Origin of the sequence: Variovorax gracilis, assembly GCF_030317115.1 — a bacterium.
Taxonomy (GTDB): domain Bacteria; phylum Pseudomonadota; class Gammaproteobacteria; order Burkholderiales; family Burkholderiaceae_C; genus Variovorax; species Variovorax gracilis.
The window spans coordinates 108,352-129,692 of record NZ_JASZYF010000006.1; the positions used below are offsets into that span (position 1 = coordinate 108,352).

Below are 21,341 nucleotides of genomic sequence, written 5' to 3' on the forward strand. Positions count from 1 at the left end.
TCCGTCATTCGCCGTCTACGCGTTGCGCCCGCCGGACGCGGTAGTAATACTTGTGGCTTGCATTCGAGGGTGCCTCACCATGTCCGTCCAGTTGAATCACACGATCGTCAAGGCCCGCGATCCGCAGGCTTCGGCGGCACTCCTGGCCGCATTGCTCGGTCGCGGCGCGCCGGTGCGCTTCGGGCCGTTTCATGGCGTGGAGATCGACAACGGCGTCACGCTCGATTTCATGCGTGTCGATGAGGAGTTCGACTGGGCCCACTACGCCTTCCTCGTGAGCGAAAGCGAGTTCGACGAGATCTTCGGGCGGATTCGCGCACGCGGAATTCCCTATTGGGCCGACCCCGGGCACCACCAGCCCGGCGAGATCAACCATGGCGACGGCGGCCGGGGCGTCTACTGGGACGACCCCGACGGGCACGTCCTCGAGATCCTCACCCGGCCCTATGGCAGCGGCGGCTGATCCGGTGGCGTCGGCGCCAGCCCCTGTCGAGTGCGAGGTGCTGGTGATCGGCGCCGGCCCGGCCGGGAGCGCCTGCGCCCAGGTGCTTGCACGCGCGGGTTTCGATGTGGTGCTGGCCGACCAGCAGGCGTTCCCGCGCGACAAGGTCTGCGGCGACGGGCTGATTCCGGACGCGCACCGGGCGCTCGATCGGCTCGGCGTGCTCGACGAAGTGCTGGCGCGCGCGCGGTCGGCGACGCACGTCGGCTGCGTCGGCCCGCGTGGCGGCCGGGTCGAGTTGCCGGCACATCTCGCGGTGATGCCGCGCCGCGAACTCGACGAGATCCTGCGCCAGGCGTCGCTCAGGGCGGGTGTGCGCTGGCTGGCGCCGGCCCGCTTCGAGGCGCCGCTGCTCGACGGCGATCGACAGGTGATCGGTGCACGCCTCACGCGACCGGACGGCGTCATCCAGGCGTTGCGCGCCCGCTGGACCGTGCTCGCGACCGGTGCGGCGTCGGTGCCCCTGGAGGCGGCCGGCCTGTGCACGCGCCGCACGCCGAGCGGCATCGCGCTGCGCGGCTACGTGCGGAACGACGCGATGGTGCACCGGGTCAAGGGGCTCGACGTGGTGTGGCATCGCGCATTGCGGCGCGGGTACGGCTGGATCTTTCCGTGCGCCGGGGGCGTGTTCAACATCGGTGTGGGGATCACGCACAGCCGCGCCGACGCACCGGACGTCAACCTGCGCGAACTGTTCGCCACTTTCACCCGCGTGTACGCGCCGGCGCGCGAGCTGATGGAAGGCGGCGAGCCGCTCGGTCCGCTGAAGGGCGCGCCGCTGCGCTGTTCGCTCGACGGCGCGACGTGGTCGCGGCCCGGGCTGCTGGTGGCGGGCGAGGCGGCCGGCAGCACCTACCTCTTCACCGGCGAGGGCATCGGCAAGGCGCTCGAGACCGGCATGCTCGCCGCGCGGTCGATCGCGGAAGGCCGCGACCAAGGGCTGGCCGAAGCGCAAGTGCGCGCACGCTACGAAGCCGCGCTGCATGCGCTGAAGCCGCGCTTCGACGCTTACGAGCAGGCCAACCGAATCAACAACCATCCGTGGCTGGCCGACTTCCTGATCTGGCGCGCGCGCCACAGCGAGAGCGCAAGAAAACGGCTGAGCGGCGTGATCGAGGAAACCCACACGCCCCGCGCGCTCGTGACGGCCCAGGGCCTGCTCCGCATGCTCCTGCCGTCCGCTTGACCCGCGTCGGTGGTTGCCGACTTGATAACGATCGCTCATGGGCATATAAGTCGTCCATGGTTCCTTGTCTCGTCGCAAGACGGAAAGGAGGGTGCCATGAGGAGACGCATTTACTGGCTCATGCCGGATCTGGCGAGCGCCAGGCAAGCGATGCACGATCTCGTGCAGGCGCGTGTCGACGTTGCGCGCATTCATTTCGCCGGGCCGGAAGGCATGGACATGACCGGCCTCCACGCGGCCAACGTGTGGCAGACCTCGGATGTCGTCCACGCGGCAAAGACCGGGTGGGTGATCGGCAGCGCCTGCGGCATGGTCGCCGGCCTCGTGGCCGGCTTGCTTTTTCCGGTCATGGGCGACGACCCCGAATGGGAAGTGGCCGTCTTGCTCGGCGTGCTGGGAGGCGTGGTCGGCGCCTGGTCCGCCAGCATGATCGGCATCTCCATTCCGAGCATCCGGTTGCGGCGCTTCGAGGGCGCCATGGCCGAGGGCCGGATTCTCCTGATGGTGGACCTGCCGCGATCGCGTGTGCAGGACATCGAGGCACTGTTGCAGACCGCGCATCCTGAAGCCCATTTCGAGGGCGAGGAGCAGCAGGTCCCGGCGTTCCGCTGAAACGCCGCCGAATCGATGAGTCGCGGACCGCCGATGCACAGCCAGGGAACCACACATGATCATGGCCATCGCCCTGCTGATCATCGTGGTCGCCTCGGTGGTCTTTCACGTCGTCAATCCGTGGTGGCTGACGCCACTGGCTTCCAACTGGCAGGAGATGGACCACACGCTGACCATCACGCTGGTCATTACGGGCGTCTTCTTTGTCGCGATCAATCTCTTCGTCGTGTACACGCTGGTGCGCTTCCGCCACCGCGAAGGCAGCCGCGCGGCGCATGAGCCCGAGAACAAGAAGCTGGAACGCTGGCTGATCGGCGGCACGACGGTCGGCATCATCGCGCTCCTGGCGCCGGGGCTGGTGGTCTACGCCAACTACGTGAGGGAGCCGCGCGACTCGCTCGTGCTGGAGGTGGTGGGCCAGCAATGGCAGTGGCGCTACCGCTTTCCCGGCGCGGACGGCAAGCTGGGCGCGAGCGATGCGCGCTTCTACAGCGCAAGCAACCCCTTCGGGCTCGATCCCGCCGACCCGGCCGGGCAGGACGACATCATGGTCGCGGGCGACGAGGTGCATCTGCCCCTCGGCAAGCCGGTGCTGGTGCTCGTGCGCTCGCACGATGTGCTGCATGACTTCTACGTGCCGCCGTTCCGTGCGCGCATGAACACGGTGCCGGGACAGGTCAGCCGCTTCTGGTTCACGCCGACCGTCGTGGGCCGCTACGAGGCGCTGTGTGCGCAGCTCTGCGGCGTGGGCCATCCGAACATGCGCGGCTTCGTGGTGGTGGAAGATCCGGCGCAGTTCCAGGCCTGGCAAATGGCGTTGCCGACCTTCGCCAGGACGCAGGTCAAGGCGCTGCCGCCCCCGTCGGGCGAGGCCGCGGCCGGAGGCGCAGGCGCGCGCGTCGAGCAGGGGCGGGTGCTCTCGGAATCCAAGGGTTGCGTGGCCTGCCACACCATCGACGGGACCGCCCGCGTGGGGCCGACGTGGAAGGGCCTCTACGGCAAGACCGAGAACATGCGGGATGGGTCGACCGCGCTGGTCGATGAAAACTACCTGCGCAGCTTCATCCGCGATCCGCAGGCGCGCGGCGTGAAGGGCTTCCCGCCCGTCATGCCCAAGATCGACCTGACCGAGGAAGAACTGGCCGCGCTGGTGGCCTACATCCAGTCCCTGGGCAGCCCGCCGGCGCAGGCTGCCACCGAACCGAAGGTGCAGCGATGAACCCTGACGCGCCCACGGCGCACACCCTTGCGCACGACGACGACGCCGACCACCACGCACCGAAGAGCTTCCTGACGCGCTACATCTGGAGCCAGGACCACAAGGTGATCGCCGTGCAGTACGCCTGCACCGCCATCGCCGTGGGCGTGGTGGGGCTGGTGCTGTCGAACCTGATGCGGCTGCAGCTCGGCTACCCGGGCCATTTCGAGTTCATCAACCCCGAGCGCTACTACCAGTTCGTGACCATGCACGGAATGATCATGGTGATCTACCTGCTGACCGCGCTGTTCCTCGGCGGCTTCGGCAACTACCTGATCCCGCTGATGGTCGGCGCGCGGGACATGGTGTTCCCCTATCTCAACATGCTGAGCTTCTGGGTCTACCTGCTGTCGGTGGTGGTGCTGATGGCGAGCTTCTTCGTCACGGGCGGGCCCACCGGCGCCGGATGGACGCTGTACCCGCCGCAGTCGATCCTGCCCGGCACGCCAGGCCATTCAGGCGGCATCGTGCTGATGCTGGTGTCGCTGGTGATCTTCATCGTGGCGACCACCATGGGCGGCCTCAACTACGTGACCACCGTGCTCCAGGCCCGCTGCCAGGGCATGACGCTGATGCGCATGCCGCTGACCGTGTGGGGCATCTTCGTCGCGACCATCCTCGCGCTGCTGGGCTTCCCGGCGCTGTTCGTCAGCGGCGTGATGCTGCTGCTCGACCGCACGCTGGGCACCAGCTTCTTCATGCCGGCGCTGGTGTCGATGGGTCAGGTGACCAACTACAAGGGCGGCAGCCCGCTGCTGTTCCAGCACCTGTTCTGGTTCTTCGGGCACCCGGAGGTCTACATCGTGGCGCTTCCGGCCTTCGGCATCGTCTCCGACCTGATCAGCGTGCACGCGCGCAAGTGCATCTTCGGCTATCGGATGATGGTGTGGGCCATCGTCGCGATCGGCGGACTCAGCGTGGTGGTGTGGGCGCACCACATGTTCGTGAGCGGCATGAACCCGTACTTCGGCTTCTTCTTCGCGACCACCACGCTCATCATCGCGGTGCCGACGGCGATCAAGGTCTACAACTGGCTGCTGACCCTGTGGCGCGGCGACATCCACCTGTCGGTGCCCATGCTCTTTGCGCTGGCCTTCGTCTGCACCTTCGCCATCGGCGGGCTGACCGGCCTCTTCCTCGGCAACGTGAGCGTGGACATTCCGCTCTCGGGCACGTACTTCGTGGTGGCGCACTTCCACATGGTGATGGGCGTGGCGCCGCTGCTGGTGGTGTTCGGCGGCATCTACCACTGGTTCCCGAAGGTCACCGGCCGGATGCTCGACGACCGCCTCGGCCACTGGCACTTCTGGATCACCTTCCTCGGCACCTACCTGATCTACTTCCCGATGCATTACCTCGGCGTGCTCGGCATGCCGCGGCGCTACTACAACTTCGACGGGTACAAGTTCATTCCGGAATCGGCGCTCACGCTGAACACCTTCATCACCGTGGTCGCGCTGATCGTCGGGGCGGCGCAGTTCCTGTTCATCATCAATCTGGCGTGGAGCGCCTGGCGCGGCCGGCCGGCGAATGCCAATCCGTGGCGCGCCGCGTCGCTCGAATGGCAGACGCCGGCGACGCCGCCGGCCCATGGCAACTGGGGGCCGCGGCTGCCGGTGGTCTATCGCTGGGCCTATGCCTACGGGGTGCCGGGCAAGGTGGAGGATTTCATTCCGCAGAACGCGCCGCCCGAAGCCGGCGGCGTGGAGCCCGAGGCTTATCCCGACAAGGGCGGCGAGGCCCGAGGAGCAACGGCATGAGCGCCTCGCTGGTCGTCAACGGCATCGACCGCGACGCCCGGCTGCGCGATGCGCACGCGAGCGCGGCCGGAATCGGGTTGTGGGTCTTCATGGGCGTCGCGACCACCTTGTTCTCGCTCTTCATCACGGCCTACGTGATGCGCATGAACAGCAGCGACGCGGTGACGCTGTCGCTGCCGTGGCAACTGTGGCTCAGCACATCGCTGCTCGTCGCCGGCAGCGTGGCCTTGCACCTCGCCCTGCGGGCGGCGCGCGGGGCCGACGTGATCCGCACGCGCCGCCTGCTGAGCGCCGGTGGTCTCTGCGCGGCTGCATTCCTCTGCGTGCAACTGTGGGCCTGGCAATCCCTGTGGAGCGCCCAGGTGATGCCGGCAGGCAACCCGGCCGGGAGTTTCTTCTATCTGCTGACTGCGATGCACGGGCTCCACATGGCCGGTGGTCTCGCCGGCTGGGCGTGGACGATGCGTGCCGCCCGGCGCGAACCTGCCGAGGCCGCGTGGCGCATCGCGCTGTGCGCGCGCTACTGGCATTTCATGCTCGCGGTGTGGATCGTGCTGTTCGCCACGCTGGGGTGGGTGACGCCCGAGGTGGCGCGCTTCATCTGCGGCACCGCCTGAGGAGGCATCCATGAACACGGCAACCGTCGCGGCACCTCCCCTGAATCCGGCCATCGTCGCGGACGGCTGGCGCGGTCTGATTTCCGACTGGTCTTCCGATCGCCAGGCCTTCCACGTCTCGTGGGGCAAGGCGATGATGTGGATCTTCCTGCTGAGCGACACCTTCATCTTCAGCTGCTTCCTCACCGGCTACATGACGGTGCGCGTCTCGACGACCGCCACATGGCCCAACCCGAGCGAGGTGTTCGCGCTGCATGTGGGCGGCGCCAACGTGCCCTTGCTGCTGATCGCGATCATGACCTTCGTGCTCATCAGCAGCAGCGGCACGATGGCGATGGCCGTCAACTTCGCCTATCGCCGGGACAAGGTGAACGCCGCCACGCTGATGCTCGTGACCGCCACCTTCGGCGAACTCTTCGTAGGCATGCAGGCCTTCGAGTGGTCCAAGCTGATCATGGAGGGCGTGCGGCCCTGGGGCAATCCGATGGGCGCGGCGCAGTTCGGCTCGACCTTCTTCATGATCACCGGCTTCCATGGCCTGCACGTGACCGGCGGCGTGATCCTGCTGTTCATCGTGTCCTTCAAGCTCATCCGCGGCGACTACGACCGCACCGGCAACTACCAGATCGTCGAGATCGCGGGCCTGTACTGGCACTTCGTGGATCTCGTGTGGGTGTTCATCTTTGCGTTTTTCTATCTCTGGTGAGGACGATCATGACCCCAGGCACAGGCCAGCAACATCCGATCAGCCTCTACCTCAAGATCTGGGGGCTGCTGTTCGTGCTCAGCGCGATGTCGTACATGGTCGACTACCTGCACTTCCAGGGCTACCTTCGCTGGGGGTTGATCATCACCTTCATGCTGATGAAGGCCGGCTTGATCGTGGCGATCTTCATGCACATGGCGTGGGAGCGGCTGTCGCTGGTGTATGCGATCCTGCTGCCGCCGCTGTGCCTGCTGGTGCTGGTGGGGCTGATGTTTGCGGAGGCGGGCCATACGTTCCTGACGCGACTCCTGTTCTTCCACTAGAAGTCCTTCACGCCCATCTGCTTGGGGGCCGACGCGGAACCGGCTTTGCCGGGCCGCTGGCGGCGCCCCCGGCAGGGGGTGGGCGGCCACACGCAGTGGGCAAGCCTGGGAGGAGTCCTGGCTAACGGTGCACGATGTATCGCGTCACAACGGGCAGCGATTCCCCTTGATGGAACGTCAGCCGCCGCTCCCGCAACGCCATGTCCGCCGCCGTCGCGCGATGAAAGCGCCGCAGATGCTCTGTCCATGACTCGTCGACGATCTGCTCGACGTACCGGCTTGGGTCGGTGATGTCATGCAGCAGTTCCCACGCGATCGCGCCCTGGCTGAGCCGTGCGCGGCGCGTCTGGTGCATCACGATCAGGAAGGCGGCCGCGCGAGCAGGGTCGATCAGGTATTCGACCGTGATGACCACGCGGCCTTCTTCGCCGGGCGCGCTTTTCGGCGGGCCGGCGGCCCAGCCTTGCTTGGCGGGGCTGGTGTCATCCTCTTCGCCGGCGCCGTCGGTCACGTAGCGCAACGCGGCGAACATGCACAAGCTGCCGGTCACCGCGGCGATGCCGAGGCTGATGTAGAGCGAGGTGAGTTCCGCCACCTGGCCCCAGAGCGCGGCACCGAAGGCGCTCGCGCCCATGATGGCCATCTGGTACATCGACATGCCGCGGGCACGCACCCAGTCGGGCAGCGCGAGCTGGGCCGACACCGACAGCGAATTGGCAACGGTGATCCAGGCCATGCCGCCGAGGAACATCGCCGGCACCGCCACCCAGGCATTCGGCGCCACCGCCATCACCGCCGTCGCGCCGGACTGCAGCAGCGCGCCGCGAATCACCAACTGGTCGCGCACCATCGCCTGGCGCAGCCGCGGCAGGAACAGCACGGCCACGATGGCGCCCGAACCCATGGCCGCGAGCAGCAACGTGAAGGTGCCGGCGCCGCCGCCGCGGAGGTTGCGCGCCAGCAGCGGCAGCAGTGCCAGCAACGCCGTGGAATGCAGGAAGAAGAGCGCCACGCGCGTGAGCACCGCCCGCATGCGCTGCGACTGGCGCACGAACTGCACGCCGACGCGCATCGCGCTGATCAGTTTCTCGCGGCCCAGCGGATTGGGCGTGTGCTCGCGCCTCCAGCGCAGCACGACGAAGCCCGAGGCCACGCACATCACCGCGTTGAGCCCGAACACCCACACCGTGCCCGCGCTGGCGATCAATGTGCCGGCCAGCAGCGGGCCAATGATGCGCGAGGCGTTCATCGCGATGCCGTTGAGCCCGAGCGCCGCGGGCAGGTGCGTGCGCGGCACCAGTTCGGGGACGATGGCCGAGAACACGGGCCAGCGCATCGCCAGGCCGATGCCGTTGGCGAAGGTCAGGGCCAGCAGCAGCGGCGCGTTCATCACGTCCATCACGACCGCGACGCACAGCACGATCGCGGTGCCCGCCAGCCAGAACTGTGTGACGACCAGCCAGCGCCGCCGGTCCAGGATGTCGGCCAGCGCGCCGCTGGGAAGCCCCAGCAGGAACACGGGCAGCGTGGAGGCGGACTGCACCAGCGCGACCCAGATCGGCGAGGTGGTGAGCGAGGTCATCATCCAGGCCGCCGCCACGTCGTTCATCCACATGCAGACGTTGGCGATCAGCCAGGTGCTCCACAGCATGCGGAACACGGGGAGCTTCAACGGTTCGAGAGGTCCGACGCGAGTGGGCTGCACGCGTGGCGCGGTGGGAGTTTCCTGAGGCGAGATCGGTGGCATCGGCGCCTATTGTCGGCGCGTCGCCTGCTGCGCCAGGTGGTCGAGCGGCAAGGCGTGGCTCGCCTTCACTTCGCCGAGAGAGAAGCTGGTGTGCAGGTCCTTCACGTTCGGCAGGTTGAGCAGGTGCTGGAGCGCGAAGCGCGAGAAGCTGTCGAGGTCCTGCGCCACCACCTGCAGCTCGAAGGTGCCGGTGCCGCTGATGTAGTGGCAGGCGACGACTTCCGGCAGCTTGCGGATCGCGTCCTCCAGCTTCCGCGTGACGTCGCCGGTGACGCGCTCGGCGTCCACGCGCACGAACGCGAGCACGCCGAGCCCGATCTTGTGGCGGTCGATCTCCGCGTGGTAGCCCTTGATGAACCCAGCCTCCTCCAGCGCCCGGACGCGGCGCCAGCAAGGTGCGGCCGACAGGCCCACGCGCAGGGCGAGTTCGGCGTTGGTGAGTCGGCCGTCGGCCTGCAGTTCTTGCAGGATGGCGAGGTCAAACTTGTCAATGCTTTCCATTCGAGTGGATATTAAGCAAGATTCTTTCAGAATGGGGCATTCCGCGGGCAAAGAACGCAAACACCTGTCAGGACAGCAGGCATACACTTTGCGTCATGATGGCCGAGGGGTATCCGACCCGGATGCCCTGCAAGCCACGCCCACAAGGCACAGCCCACTGGAGACAGCACGATGAATGCACCCCTGCCCGAGCACATTCGCAAGGCCCTCGAAACGGTCACGCTCGACGACAAATACTCGCTGGACTACGGCCGCGCCTTCATGAGCGGCGTGCAAGCGCTGGTCAAGCTGCCGATGCTGCAGCGCCTGCGCGACCAGCAGCAGGGCCGGAACACGGCGGGCTTCATCAGCGGCTACCGTGGCTCCCCGCTCGGCGGTTACGACCAGGCGCTCTGGAAGGCCAGCAAGTTCCTGAAAGAGCAGAACATCGTCTTCCAGCCCGGCGTGAACGAAGAGTTGGCCGCCACCGCGCTCTGGGGCACCCAGCAGCTCGGCTTCTCGCCGGCCGGCACCAACAAGTTCGACGGCGTCTTCGGCATCTGGTACGGCAAGGGCCCGGGCGTGGACCGGTGCTCCGACGTCTTCAAGCACGCCAACATGGCCGGCACCACCGAGTTCGGCGGCGTGATCGCGGTGGCCGGCGACGACCACATCTCCAAGAGCTCGACGGCGGCGCACCAGAGTGACCACATCTTCAAGGCCTGCGGCACGCCCGTGTTCTTCCCGGCGAACGTTCAGGAAATCCTCGACCTCGGCATCCATGCCTTCGCGATGAGCCGCTTCGCCGGCATCTGGTCGGGCATGAAGACGATCCAGGAGATCGTCGAATCGAGCGCCACCGCGATGATCGACCCGGAGCGCGTCGAGATCGTCATGCCCACCGATTTCCAGATGCCGCCCGGCGGCCTGCACATCCGCTGGCCCGACCACGCGCTGGAGCAGGAAGCGCGTCTCATGCACTACAAGTGGTACGCCGCGCTGGCCTACATCCGCGCCAACCGGCTGAACCACAACGTGATCGAAGGGCCGAACGACCGCTTCGGCATCATGGCCAGCGGCAAGGCCTTCAACGACACGCGCCAGGCGCTGATCGACCTCGGCCTGGACGACGCGGCCTGCCGCCAGCTCGGCATCCGCCTGCACAAGGTGGCCGTGGTGTGGCCGCTCGAAGCGCAGCTCACCCGCGAATTCGCCACCGGCCTTCAGGAAATCCTGGTGGTCGAGGAAAAGCGCCAGGTCATCGAATACCAGCTCAAGGAAGAGCTCTACAACTGGCGCGCCGACGTGCGGCCCAACGTGGTCGGCAAGTTCGACGAGGGCGAGGTGCACCAGGCCGAGGGCTACTCCGGCGGCGAATGGTCGATGCCCAACCCGACCTCGCACACGCTGCTACGGGCCAACGCGGACCTCAATCCGGCGCTGATCGCCAAGGCGATCGCCCAGCGCCTGAAGAAGACCGGCCTGCTGGCCGCCGCCGGCGCCGACATGGCCGCGCGCATCGACGCCCAGCTCGCCATCCTCGAAGCCAAGGAACGTGCGATGGCCGCGCCGCAGGCCACCGGGGTTTCGGACGCGGGCCGCCAACCCTGGTTCTGCTCGGGTTGCCCGCACAACACCAGCACCGTCGTGCCCGAAGGCTCGCGCGCGATGGGCGGCATCGGCTGCCACTTCATGGCGACCTGGATGGACCGCTCGACCATCGGCTTCACGCAGATGGGCGGCGAGGGCGTGCCATGGGTCGGCCAGCAGCCCTTCACGACCGACCAGCACATCTTCGCCAACCTCGGCGACGGCACCTACTTCCACAGCGGCCTGCTGGCGATCCGCCAGAGCATCGCGGCCGGCGTGAACATCACCTACAAGATCCTCTACAACGACGCGGTCGCCATGACCGGCGGCCAGCAGGTCGGTGAGCGGCCCGAGGGGCACTCGGTGCTGCAGATCGCCGAGAGCCTGCACGCCGAAGGCGCGGTGAAGGTGGTCGTCGTCACCGACGAGCCCGAGAAATACGAGGGCGTGAACGTGCCCGGCGAGAACGTCAAGGTGCGCCACCGCGACGAGCTGGACGAGATCCAGCGAGAGTTCCGCGAAATCAAGGGCACGACGGCGATCATCTACGACCAGACCTGCGCGACCGAGAAGCGCCGCCGCCGCAAGCGGGGCACGGCCGTCGATCCGGCGAAGCGCGTGGTCATCAACGAACTGGTCTGCGAAGGCTGCGGCGACTGCAGCGTGCAGAGCAATTGCCTGTCGGTCGAGCCGCTCGAAACCGAGTTCGGCCGCAAGCGCACCATCAACCAGAGCACCTGCAACAAGGACATGAGTTGCCTCAAGGGCTTCTGCCCGAGTTTCGTGACCGTCGAAGGCAGCCAGCTCAAGAAGAAGTCGAGGAGCAAGGGCTCCACGCCAGCGGAACTGGGCGCGCTCGACGAGCCGGCCCTGCCGTCGCTGGCGGGCGGCAACGTCTGGGGCGTCGTGGTCGCCGGCGTCGGCGGCACGGGCGTGATCACCATCGGCCAGTTGCTCGGCATGGCGGCGCACATCGAAGGCAAAGGCATCGTCACGCAGGACGCGGCGGGCCTGGCGCAGAAGGGCGGCGCGACCTGGAGCCACGTGCTGATCGGCGACACGCAGGACGACATCCGCACCACGCGCGTCGGCACGGCGGCGGCCGACCTGATCCTGGCCTGCGATCCGCTGGTCAGCGTCAATGCCGAGACCATGGCGCGCATGCGCGAGGGCCGCACGCACGTGGCGCTCAACAGCCACAGCAGCCCGACGGCGTCATTCGTGCGCAATGCCAACTGGCAGAACCCGCAGGACGCCTGCGCCGTCGAGATCGCACGCGCGGTCGGCGCCGATGCCGTCGGCGCCTTCGATGCCGACGCGGCCGCGACCTCGCTGATGGGCGACTCGATCTACGTCAACCCCATGATCCTCGGCTATGCGTGGCAGAAGGGCTGGATTCCGCTCGAGCATGCGTCGCTGATGCGCGCGATCGAGCTCAACGCCGTGGCGGTCGACAACAACAAGGCCGCTTTCGAATGGGGCCGCCAGGCCGCCCAGCGGCCCTTGGAACTGCAAAAGCGCGTCCAGCCCGGCCAGATCATCGAGTTCAAGAAGCGCGACACGGTCGAAAGCCTGGTCGCGCGCCGCGTCGAATTCCTGACCGGCTACCAGAACGCAGCCTACGCCGACCAGTACAAGGCCTTCGTCGCCAAGGTCCAGAAGGCGGAGTCGGCGCTGGGCAAGACCAGCCTGACCGAGGCCGTCGCGCGCTACCTGTTCAAGCTGATGGCCTACAAGGACGAGTACGAAGTGGCCCGGCTGCACACCGACCGCAGCTTCCTCGACCGGGTCGAAGGCATGTTCGAGGGGCAGGTGGGCAAGGACTTCAAGCTCAACTACCACCTTGCGCCGCCCATCATCGCCAAGAGGAACGCCAAGGGCGAACTGCAGAAGCAGAAGTTCGGCCCCGCGATGCTGACGGGCTTCAAGGTGCTCGCGAAGCTCAAGGGCCTGCGCGGCACGGCGCTGGACGTCTTCGGCCGCACCGAGGAACGGAAGACCGAGCGCGCCCTGATCGGCGAATACCGCACGAGCATCGAGGAAGTGCTGGCCGGCCTGAACGCCGGGAACCACACCACCGCCCTGGAAATCGCCAGCCTGCCCGAGCAGATCCGCGGCTACGGCCATGTCAAGGAGCGCAGCCTGGCCGCGGCCCGCGTGCGCTGGACGGAACTCATGGCGAAGTGGCGCAATCCTCAAGCAGCCCGCGCTGTAGCGTAAGGCCAGGCCGGCGAAGCCAGACCCGTTGGTGAAACACCGCGGACCGGCTTCGCCGGGCCGCCGGTGTTGCCCCCGGTGGGGGTAGGCGGCTACACGAAGTGAGCAAGCCTGGGGGTGAGTTCAGAACCACCGCGGACCGGCTTCGCCGGGCCGCCGGTGTTGCCCCCGGTGGGGGTAGGCGGCTACACGAAGTGAGCAAGCCTGGGGGCGAGCAAAAGGACCCGACGCGGAGTGCGGGAAACCCGGGGGCGAGACGATTCCTTACTAATACAATGCCCGGTGCTGTGCGCGGCCAGGTACCGCGCTGCGTGGCCGGTTTTGCACCGCTGCGGATCTGCGGGCCCCTCTTGTTTTTGGAGGCCTGCGTACTTATTTCTTCCCCTCTGCTGGAGACTCCCTTGTTCATTTCCTCTGCTTACGCCCAGACCGCGCCCGCTGCTGCCGGAGGCGGCGACATGATGTCCTCGCTCGGCAGCATGCTCCCGCTGGTGCTGATGTTCGTGGTCCTCTACTTCGTGATGATCCGCCCGCAGATGAAGCGCCAGAAGGAAGCCCGCGCCATGATCGAGGCGCTGGCCAAGGGCGACGAGGTCGCGACGGCCGGCGGCGTGCTCGGCAAGATCACCCAGATCGGCGAGCAATACCTGACCATCGAGATCGCCAAGGGCGTCGAGGTCCAGATCCAGCGCAGCGCCGTCGTGCAAGTGCTCCCCAAGGGCGTAATCAAGTAATGCCCCCCCCCAGCCTCGCTCACTTCGTGTGCTCGGGCACCCCCTGCTGGGGGCAACACCAGCGGCCCGGCCAAGCCGGTTCCGCGGTGTTTCACTAACGGGCCGGGCTTGCCGGCCGAATATCAATGAGCAATGACTTTTTTTCCCGGCAGCCGCGAGTAGCGCGCTGCGTTCGTGGGCTGCTGTGGAACCGGCTTGGCCGGGCCACCGGCAGCGCCCCCGGTAGGGGGGTGGCGAAGCGACACGAAGTGCGCGAAGCCTGGGGGCGAGCATGAACAGATATCCGGTTTGGAAGTACGCGATCATCGTGATCGTGTTGCTCGTGGGGCTGATCTACGCCCTGCCCAATTTCTTCGGCGAAGCGCCTGCGGTGCAGGTGTCGTCGGCCAAGTCGACCGTCAAGGTCGACGCAGGCACGCAGGCCCGTGTCGCCGAGGCGCTGAAGGCCGCCGGTGTCACGCCCGACCTGTTGACGCTCGACCCCACCTCGGTGCGCGCGCGCTTCACCAACACCGACGACCAGCTCAAGGCGCGCGACGTGCTGCAGCACGCGCTGGTTCCGGACCCGAGCGATCCGCCCTATGTGGTGGCGCTCAACCTGCTGTCGCGCTCGCCGTCCTGGCTGACCGCGCTGCATGCCTTTCCGATGTACCTGGGCCTGGACCTGCGCGGCGGCGTGGACTTCCTGCTGCAGGTCGACATGAAGGGCGCCATCGACAAGAAGGCCGAGTCCTTCGCGAGCGACCTTCGCACCGGCCTGCGCGACAAGGGCGTCCGCGGCAGCGCGGTCAACCGCGTCGGCCAGACCATCGAAATGCGTTTCCGCGACGCCGCGGGCGTGACGACCGCCAAGGCGCTGCTGCAGGACCAGTTCCAGGACCTCACCGCGGTCGAAAGCCAGGATGGCAACGACTTCAAGCTGACGGTCTCGATCAAGCCCGAAGCGGCGCGGCGACTGCAGGACGCGGCGCTCAAGCAGAACATCACGACCCTGCACAACCGGATCAACGAACTCGGCGTGGCCGAGCCTGTGATCCAGCAGCAGGGTCTGGACCGCATCGTGGTGCAACTGCCCGGCGTGCAGGACACGGCCAAGGCCAAGGACATCCTCGGCCGCACCGCCACGCTCGAAATGCGCCTGGTCGACGAAAGCGCGGAAGCCCGCGCCGCCGAGCAGGGCGGAGGGCCGGTGCCCTTCGGCTCCGAGAAGTTCCTCGACCGCCAGGGCCGCCCGGTGATCGTCAAGAAGCAGGTGCTGGTGACGGGCGAGAACCTCACCGACGCCCAGCCCGGCTTTGATTCGCAGACCCAGCAACCCAAGGTCGACCTGACCATGGACTCCAAGGGCGGCCGCATCATGCGCGACGTCAGCCGCGAGAACATGCACAAGCGCATGGCGATGCTGATCTTCGAAAAGGGCAAGGGGGAAGTGCTCACTGCGCCTTCGATCAACGGCGAACTGGGCAACCGCTTCCAGATCTCGGGTTCCATGAGCGTGGTCGAGGCCAATGACCTCGCGCTGCTGCTGCGCGCCGGCTCGCTTGCGGCGCCGATGGAGATCATCCAGGAACGCACCATCGGCCCGAGCCTCGGCGCCGACAACATCAAGAAGGGCTTCGACAGCGTGATGTATGGCTTCATCGCCATCATGGTGTTCATGTGCCTGTACTACGCGCTGTTCGGCGTGTTCTCGTCGATCGCGCTGGCCGTGAACCTCCTGCTGCTCGTCGCGATCCTGTCGATGCTGCAGGCCACGCTGACCTTGCCGGGCATCGCGGCCATGGCGCTCGCGATCGGCGTCGCCATCGACTCCAACGTGCTGATCAACGAGCGCATCCGCGAGGAACTGCGTGCGGGCGCCTCGCCGCAGGCCGCCATCCATGCTGGCTACGACCGCGCCTGGGGCACGATCCTGGACTCCAACGTGACCACGCTCATCGCGGGCATCGCGCTGCTGGCATTCGGCTCCGGCCCGATCCGCGGCTTTGCGGTGGTGCACTGCATCGGCATCGTCACCTCGATGTTCTCGGCCGTGTTCTTCTCGCGCGGGCTGGTCAACTTCTGGTACGGCAGCAAGAAGAAGCTCAAGACCCTGTCGATCGGCACCGTATGGAAGCCACCGGCCAACCCGGCCGAGGCCGCCGCGAAATAAGGGACACGCCAAATGGAATTTTTCCGGATCCACAAGACCATCCCGTTCATGCGCCACGCACTGGTGCTGAACGCGGTGTCCATCGTGACTTTCCTGCTCGCGGTGTTCTTCCTGTTCCATCGCGGGCTGCACCTGTCGGTCGAATTCACCGGCGGCACGGTGATGGAGGTCGCCTACCAGCAGTCGGTCGATATCGGCAAGGTGCGCGAGACCATCGGCAAGCTGGGCTACACGGATGTGCAGGTGCAGAACTTCGGCACCTCGCGCGACGTGCAGATCCGCCTGCCGGTCCATAAGGGCCAGACCTCCGCGCAGCAGAGTTCACAGGTCATGGAGGCGCTCAAGGCGGCCGACCCGACCGCCACGCTGCGCGGCACCGAGTTCGTCGGACCGCAGGTCGGCGACGAACTCACCACCAACGGCCTGAAGGCGCTGGGCATGGTGGTGGTCGGCATCATGATCTACCTGGCCTTCCGCTTCGAATGGAAGTTCGCGCTCGCCACCGTGCTGGCCAATCTCCACGACGTGGTGATCATCCTGGGCTTCTTCGCCTTCTTCCAGTGGGAGTTCTCGCTGGCGGTGCTGGCGGCGGTGCTGGCGGTGCTGGGCTATTCCGTCAACGAGTCGGTCGTGATCTTCGACCGGGTGCGCGAGAACTTCCGGCGCTATCGCAAGATGACCACCCGCGAAGTCATCGACAACGCGATCACCTCGACCATCAGCCGGACCATCATCACGCACGGGTCCACGCAGCTCGTGGTGCTGTCGATGTTCTTCTTCGGCGGTCCGACGCTGCATTACTTTGCGCTCGCCCTGACCATCGGCATCCTGTTCGGCATCTACTCGTCGGCCTTCGTGGCGGCGGCCATTGCGATGTGGCTGGGCGTCAAGCGGGAGGACCTGGTCAAGGGGCCGATCAAGCGCGAGGGTGACCCCGACGATCCGAACGCCGGCGCGACGGTGTGAGGCTGGTCTCCACTCTCGGTCAACGCGTGGACTCACTGCCCCCGAGGGGGCAGCAGGCCGCCTTGGGGCGGTCCGGCGTCGGCCTGGCCCGGCGCTTGCGTTCAGGGTCAGGGTTGGGGTTGCCGAGCATTGCGGGCTCTTGTGCGGTTACGCTTCCCGATGCAAGCTCGTGCTTGTCGAACTGATTCAACTGCCGACCTGACCATCCATGCCCACGCGGTCCCATGCCTCCTCCCTCCAACTGTCCCGCGAGACGCGCGAGCGTTTCGTCGCCGCCACCGAGGGGATGATCGCGCCGGTCGCTCACGCGATCCGCGAAAGGCTCGTCGCACTGGCCGCACAGACCGGCAACGCGCGGGACATGCAGGAGAACCGCGACGGCTTCCTCGCCTTCCAGGCACAGGGTTCCAACTGGGTGCAGTTGTCGCAGAACGCGTGGCGCAAGGCACTGGCTGCCAGCACGGCCATGGGGTCGACTTCCAATTCACTGTCGCGCCTTGAGCTGATCGGCGACGAAGTGGTGGAAACCAGCATCCTGTCGTCGAGGCTGGCCCAGGCGATCCAGGACAAGGCCAACTTCGAGCTCAATGACCTGCGGCTGCGCATCCAGCATCTCGAAGGGACGAACGAACTCGAGGCCAAGGACATCCTCAAGCCCGAGGCGCTGGCCAAGGTGCTGGTCGACCAGTGGCTGGCCACTGGCCTGAGCCGCGCGCTCTGGACCAAGGTCCAGGACCAGGTGCAGCACGAGATGGTCGACGTGATGGTCAAAGCCTACAAGGACGCCAACGCCTTCCTGGTGTCCAAGGACGTGATGCCCGAGATCGACCTCAAGAGCTTCGTGCGGCGCACGGGCTCGACCAACACCGGCAACGGGACGCTCGGCGGCAGCTTTGCGGGCGGCCACGCCGGCAGCAGTGCCGCCATGGGCATGACCGTCCAGCAGCCGGTCATGCGTGGCGGCTTTGGCGCTCCCCCTGGGAGTTTTGCGCCGGCGGCCATCGGGGTTGGCGTGGGGCGCGGCGTGACGGGCGGCGCCGGGTATGCGGGCGGCGACACCATGGTGGCCACCGGCGGCTCGCCCTTGTTGCTGGCGCGCCAGCGCGCGCAGGGGGTGCTGCTCAATCTCAAGCGCTTCGTGAGCGCGCGCATCGGGGGCGACATCACGCAGCATCGCCCGGCCGCTCCTGGCGAGGTGGTCGGGGGCGCAGGGGTGCAGGTCGGGGGCGCCGGCGGCGCACCTGCGTTCGCCGCGGCCATCGCCGATGCGGAAGTGGCCTACCAGGTGCACGCGTCGCAATACGTGGTCGGTGACGAAGCCACAGCCATTCACAACGCGTCGGCCGAACTGCGCCGCCGCACCACCGAACTGAAAAAGAAAGCGCCGACGACCGCCGACAAGGCCACCGTCGAGATCGTGGCGCTGATGTTCCAGGCCATCCTGGCCGAGGAGCGCATTCCCTTCTCCGCACGCGTCTGGTTCGCGCGGCTGCAGATGCCGGTCCTGCGCGTGGCGATCGCCGAGCCGGAGTTCTTCGGCACCCTGCAGCACCCCGCGCGCATGCTGATCGACCGCATGGGCTCCTGCGTCATGGGCTTCGATGCCGCCGCCATTTCCGGCAGCGCGCTCGAAGGCGAGATCCGCCGCGTCGTGCAGGTGATCGAGCAATACCCTGAAACCGGGCAGCGCGTCTTCAAGCTGGTGTTCGACGAATTCGTCGCCTTCCTCAACAAGTACCTCACGCAGAGCGACACCACGCAGAAGGTGATGAGCGTGGCGCAGCAGGTCGAGCAGAAGGAAACGATGGCGATCCAGTACACCATCGAGTTGCGCAAGATGCTCAACGACATGCCGGTGCGCGAGGAGATCCGCGAGTTCCTGTTCAAGGTCTGGGCCGAGGTCCTGGCCATTGCCGCCCTGCGCTATGGGCCGCAGGACGAACAGACGGTGACCTTGAAGCGCTCCGCCTCCGATCTGGTGTGGGCCGCGAGCGCCAAGCCCAACCGCAACGACCGCACCCGCGTGATCCAGGACCTGCCCAAGCTGCTCCAGCGCCTGCGCCAGGGCATGACGCTTCTTGGCATCGTCGGCGAGCCGCAAGAGAACCACATCAAGATCATCGGCGCGACCTTGTCCGACGCCTTCCTGTCCAAGACCGAGGCGATTCCGCAGGCCAAGATCGAGGCCATGGCCAAGCGCCTGGCCAACCTCGAGGACTTCGTCGCCGACGAAAGTGCGACCGACCTGCCGCTGGACGCCGCGAGCATCGAGCTTCTGCTCGGCGTCGATGCCGCGTCGATCGAAGTGGTGCCCGATACCGGCACCAAGGTCGGCGAAGACATGCTTGCCTGGGCGCACGAACTCCAGGTCGGCACCTGGTTCATGCTCGACCACAACGACCGCGTGAGCCAGGTCCAGTTCGTCTGGCGCAGCGACCGCAAGCAACTGCACCTGTTCGCGTCCAGCGACGGCCGCAGCTTTCTCATCCAGGTCGGAAGACTGGCGTCGTACCTGCAGGCAGGCCTGCTCGTGCCTGCCGAAGAAGAAACACTCACCGTCCGAGCCACCCGCGAGGCGCTGGCCAAGCTCGACGCCAACCCCGAACGCCTCCTGAACTGAGCGAAACGATCGCCCTGGCCGGCGCAGCGCGGCCACGTCCAAAAAATACCGCAGAGCCGGCTTCGCCGGTGTTGCGCCGCGGCCGGGGGGCCGAGCCTACGAAGTAAGCGAGGCTGGAAGGCGAGCTAGTGAGCCAGCCGGCCAGCGGTGTCGTCGCACAGCTCGTCGAGCACCAACGCGTCGGGTTCGACGCCGGTGCTCCAGTGCACCATCAACACGATGATCTTGAGTTCATCGAGGCCCAGAGGGTCGCCTGGCGTCGCCATGGCGCGTTCGACCACGATCTCGCGCATGCCGCCCGGCAGGACGCCGGACGATTCGAGAAAACTGATGAAGCCCAGGCACTCGGCGCCGATGTGCTCCTGCTCGGCGCTCGAGTAGACGCGCATCGAGCCCGGTGACTGCGCGATCGCGGCATCACCCGCGCTGCGAAGGCTCACGGTGGCTGAAACGCCGTCGGCATGCCGGGTGAGCTGGATGCCCTGGGTGGCGAGGCTCAGGCCATCGAGCCACTGCAGCGCGTCGCGGATCTCCTCCGCATCGAACCCCTGCGCACTGAGCTTGCGGCCCAGCTGTTCGGGTTCGGGGCAAGCATCGCCGCGCCAGTAGTTTTCGTAGACAAACACGAGCACTTCGAACATGGACCCAATATAGCCCACTCGAAGCGTCGCGCCCTGAGAGTTGCGCGAACACGACGCCGCGTGTTTCGCCCGATGGTCAGCCGAGCGCGACGCGCTGGAACAATCCGCCCGGCAGGCGGGCGACGCTGCCGTCCAGTTCGAGTTCCAGCAATTTCGCCTGCAGGTCGGCGGCGCTGTAGCCCGTGCGTGCGCACAGCACCTCCAGACTCACGGGATCGAAGCCCAGTTCACGCAGCAGCGCAGGCTCGTTCGCAGCGTCGACCTCCGCGGCGGATGAGCGCGCCGCAGCGGGCGCAGTCGCGCCGAAGCGCAACTCTTCGAGCACGTCGTTGACCGATTCGACCAGCTTCGCGCCCTGGCGAATCAGCGCATGGCAGCCGCGCGCTTGCGGCGAATGGATCGAGCCCGGGATCGCGAACACCTCCCTGCCTTGTTCGGCGGCGAGGCGTGCCGTGATCAGCGAGCCGGACTTGAGCGCCGCCTCCACCACGAGCGTTCCACTGCAGAGCCCCGAGATGATGCGATTGCGCTTCGGGAAGTTCTGGTTGAGCGGCGGCGTGCCCAGCGCGTACTCGCTCACGATCAGCCCCTGCGCCGCGATGCGGTGCGCGAGGTCACGGTGCTTCGCCGGGTAGACGCGGTCCAACCCGGTGCCCACCACGGCGACCGTGGCCAGTCGACCGGAGCCTCGCGCCGCTTCCAGCGCACCTTCGTGCGCAGCGCCGTCGATGCCGAGCGCGAGGCCCGACACCACGCTGATCCCCGCTTCGCCGAAAGCCCGCGCGAAGGCACGTGCGTTTTCGGTTCCCTGCGACGTGGGATTGCGGCTGCCGACCATCGCGATGCTGCGATCCAACTGCGTCAGGTCGAAAGCCGGCGCGCCCAGCAGGTAGAGCATCAACGGCGGATCGGCCGTTTCGAGCAACGACGACGGATAGCCCGGATCGCCGAGGGTCAGGATGCGTCGCGTCGCGCCGTGGCTGTCGGCGCCTTGGAGCCATTCGAGCGTCTGCTCGATCAGCCGAGGCAGGTCCGCGGGCGCTTGAAGCAGGGCCCGTACCTGCGCATCGGTCGCGACCTGTCTGAGCGCGTCTGGCGTTTGCCGGAAGACATCGGCTGGCAAGCCGAAGGCCGCGAGCAGCTTGCGGCCCGCGGTGTTGCCGATGCCTGGCGTCAGCGACAGTCTGAGCCAGCTCGCGAGTTCCTCACCCCCCACGCGAAAGCGAAGCC

17 protein-coding genes are annotated in these 21,341 nt (G+C 67.0%); 13 read left to right on the forward strand and 4 right to left on the reverse strand.

The window, feature by feature from the left end:
• Nucleotides 1-79 precede the first annotated feature (79 nt).
• The 8 genes from QTH97_RS14210 to QTH97_RS14245 all read left to right on the forward strand — a co-directional run bounded on the left by QTH97_RS14210 (nt 80) and on the right by QTH97_RS14245 (nt 6,964).
• On the forward strand, nt 80-463 hold the full coding sequence (locus QTH97_RS14210) for a VOC family protein (RefSeq protein WP_286568855.1): 384 nt from the start codon (nt 80-82) through the stop codon (nt 461-463).
• A complete protein-coding gene (locus tag QTH97_RS14215) occupies nt 447-1,688 on the forward strand; it encodes an NAD(P)/FAD-dependent oxidoreductase (protein WP_286568857.1) in 1,242 nt (413 codons plus the stop codon). Before QTH97_RS14210 ends, QTH97_RS14215 begins: the two co-directional genes overlap by 17 nt.
• Nucleotides 1,689-1,784: 96 nt before the next feature.
• Nucleotides 1,785-2,300, forward strand: a complete 516-nt coding sequence (locus QTH97_RS14220; protein ID WP_286568858.1) for a DUF1269 domain-containing protein — start codon at nt 1,785-1,787, stop codon at nt 2,298-2,300.
• Nucleotides 2,301-2,355: 55 nt separating this feature from the next.
• Entirely contained in the window at nt 2,356-3,519 is a 1,164-nt protein-coding gene (locus QTH97_RS14225; RefSeq protein ID WP_286568859.1) for a c-type cytochrome, read from the forward strand.
• Nucleotides 3,516-5,318: a cytochrome c oxidase subunit I gene (gene ctaD, locus QTH97_RS14230; RefSeq protein WP_286568860.1), complete on the forward strand. Its 1,803-nt coding sequence runs from the start codon at nt 3,516-3,518 to the stop codon at nt 5,316-5,318. The genes QTH97_RS14225 and ctaD overlap by 4 nt, the downstream gene beginning before the upstream one ends.
• On the forward strand, nt 5,315-5,935 hold the full coding sequence (locus QTH97_RS14235) for a cytochrome c oxidase subunit 3 family protein (RefSeq protein ID WP_286568861.1): 621 nt from the start codon (nt 5,315-5,317) through the stop codon (nt 5,933-5,935). Before ctaD ends, QTH97_RS14235 begins: the two co-directional genes overlap by 4 nt.
• 10 nt (nt 5,936-5,945) lie before the next feature.
• Nucleotides 5,946-6,641 carry a heme-copper oxidase subunit III family protein gene (locus QTH97_RS14240; protein ID WP_286568862.1) on the forward strand — a complete coding sequence of 232 codons (696 nt, stop codon included), beginning with the start codon at nt 5,946-5,948 and terminating at the stop codon, nt 6,639-6,641.
• A gap of 8 nt (nt 6,642-6,649) precedes the next feature.
• On the forward strand, nt 6,650-6,964 hold the full coding sequence (locus QTH97_RS14245; RefSeq protein ID WP_286568863.1) for a cytochrome C oxidase subunit IV family protein: 315 nt from the start codon (nt 6,650-6,652) through the stop codon (nt 6,962-6,964).
• A gap of 121 nt (nt 6,965-7,085) precedes the next feature.
• Here QTH97_RS14245 and QTH97_RS14250 read toward each other — a convergent pair whose 3' ends face one another.
• The gene (locus QTH97_RS14250; RefSeq protein WP_286568864.1) at nt 7,086-8,711 is read right to left on the reverse strand and encodes an MFS transporter; all 1,626 of its coding nucleotides are present in this window, start codon (nt 8,709-8,711) and stop codon (nt 7,086-7,088) included.
• 6 nt (nt 8,712-8,717) lie between these two features.
• A complete protein-coding gene (locus QTH97_RS14255; RefSeq protein ID WP_286568866.1) occupies nt 8,718-9,212 on the reverse strand; it encodes an Lrp/AsnC family transcriptional regulator in 495 nt (164 codons plus the stop codon).
• A 171-nt stretch (nt 9,213-9,383) separates the two neighbouring features.
• On the opposite strand from QTH97_RS14255, the gene QTH97_RS14260 reads away from it, so the two are divergent.
• The 5 genes from QTH97_RS14260 (at nt 9,384) to QTH97_RS14280 (ending at nt 19,470) form a co-directional block, all read left to right on the forward strand.
• Nucleotides 9,384-13,001, forward strand: coding sequence for an indolepyruvate ferredoxin oxidoreductase family protein (locus tag QTH97_RS14260; protein ID WP_286568867.1), 3,618 nt, complete (start codon nt 9,384-9,386; stop codon nt 12,999-13,001).
• 398 nt (nt 13,002-13,399) lie between these two features.
• On the forward strand, nt 13,400-13,732 hold the full coding sequence (gene yajC, locus QTH97_RS14265) for a preprotein translocase subunit YajC (protein WP_286568868.1): 333 nt from the start codon (nt 13,400-13,402) through the stop codon (nt 13,730-13,732).
• Nucleotides 13,733-14,003: 271 nt separating this feature from the next.
• Nucleotides 14,004-15,884, forward strand: a complete 1,881-nt coding sequence (secD, locus tag QTH97_RS14270; RefSeq protein WP_286568869.1) for a protein translocase subunit SecD — start codon at nt 14,004-14,006, stop codon at nt 15,882-15,884.
• Between the two features lie 12 nt (nt 15,885-15,896).
• Nucleotides 15,897-16,850, forward strand: a complete 954-nt coding sequence (secF, locus tag QTH97_RS14275; protein ID WP_286568870.1) for a protein translocase subunit SecF — start codon at nt 15,897-15,899, stop codon at nt 16,848-16,850.
• A gap of 208 nt (nt 16,851-17,058) precedes the next feature.
• Nucleotides 17,059-19,470 carry a DUF1631 family protein gene (locus tag QTH97_RS14280; protein ID WP_286568871.1) on the forward strand — a complete coding sequence of 804 codons (2,412 nt, stop codon included), beginning with the start codon at nt 17,059-17,061 and terminating at the stop codon, nt 19,468-19,470.
• A gap of 125 nt (nt 19,471-19,595) precedes the next feature.
• On the opposite strand, the gene QTH97_RS14285 is transcribed toward QTH97_RS14280, so the two are convergent.
• Nucleotides 19,596-20,111, reverse strand: coding sequence for a Smg family protein (locus tag QTH97_RS14285; protein WP_286568873.1), 516 nt, complete (start codon nt 20,109-20,111; stop codon nt 19,596-19,598).
• A 76-nt stretch (nt 20,112-20,187) separates the two neighbouring features.
• On the reverse strand, nt 20,188-21,327 hold the full coding sequence (gene dprA, locus QTH97_RS14290; RefSeq protein WP_286568874.1) for a DNA-processing protein DprA: 1,140 nt from the start codon (nt 21,325-21,327) through the stop codon (nt 20,188-20,190).
• Between the last annotated feature and the right edge of the window lie 14 nt (nt 21,328-21,341).

Excerpts from the sequence above, each read along its gene's own strand:
- QTH97_RS14220 (WP_286568858.1), top strand. The coding sequence starts at position 1,785 with ATGAGGAGACGCATTTACTGGCTCATGCCGGATCTGGCGAGCGCCAGG.
- QTH97_RS14255 (WP_286568866.1), bottom strand. The coding sequence starts at position 9,212 with ATGGAAAGCATTGACAAGTTTGACCTCGCCATCCTGCAAGAACTGCAG.
- QTH97_RS14285 (WP_286568873.1), bottom strand. The coding sequence starts at position 20,111 with ATGTTCGAAGTGCTCGTGTTTGTCTACGAAAACTACTGGCGCGGCGAT.
- QTH97_RS14280 (WP_286568871.1), top strand. The coding sequence starts at position 17,059 with ATGCCCACGCGGTCCCATGCCTCCTCCCTCCAACTGTCCCGCGAGACG.
- QTH97_RS14210 (WP_286568855.1), top strand. The coding sequence starts at position 80 with ATGTCCGTCCAGTTGAATCACACGATCGTCAAGGCCCGCGATCCGCAG.
- QTH97_RS14260 (WP_286568867.1), top strand. The coding sequence starts at position 9,384 with ATGAATGCACCCCTGCCCGAGCACATTCGCAAGGCCCTCGAAACGGTC.
- secD (WP_286568869.1), top strand. The coding sequence starts at position 14,004 with ATGAACAGATATCCGGTTTGGAAGTACGCGATCATCGTGATCGTGTTG.
- QTH97_RS14225 (WP_286568859.1), top strand. The coding sequence starts at position 2,356 with ATGATCATGGCCATCGCCCTGCTGATCATCGTGGTCGCCTCGGTGGTC.
- ctaD (WP_286568860.1), top strand. The coding sequence starts at position 3,516 with ATGAACCCTGACGCGCCCACGGCGCACACCCTTGCGCACGACGACGAC.
- QTH97_RS14240 (WP_286568862.1), top strand. The coding sequence starts at position 5,946 with ATGAACACGGCAACCGTCGCGGCACCTCCCCTGAATCCGGCCATCGTC.
- QTH97_RS14250 (WP_286568864.1), bottom strand. The coding sequence starts at position 8,711 with ATGCCACCGATCTCGCCTCAGGAAACTCCCACCGCGCCACGCGTGCAG.
- QTH97_RS14245 (WP_286568863.1), top strand. The coding sequence starts at position 6,650 with ATGACCCCAGGCACAGGCCAGCAACATCCGATCAGCCTCTACCTCAAG.
- QTH97_RS14235 (WP_286568861.1), top strand. The coding sequence starts at position 5,315 with ATGAGCGCCTCGCTGGTCGTCAACGGCATCGACCGCGACGCCCGGCTG.
- QTH97_RS14215 (WP_286568857.1), top strand. The coding sequence starts at position 447 with ATGGCAGCGGCGGCTGATCCGGTGGCGTCGGCGCCAGCCCCTGTCGAG.
- secF (WP_286568870.1), top strand. The coding sequence starts at position 15,897 with ATGGAATTTTTCCGGATCCACAAGACCATCCCGTTCATGCGCCACGCA.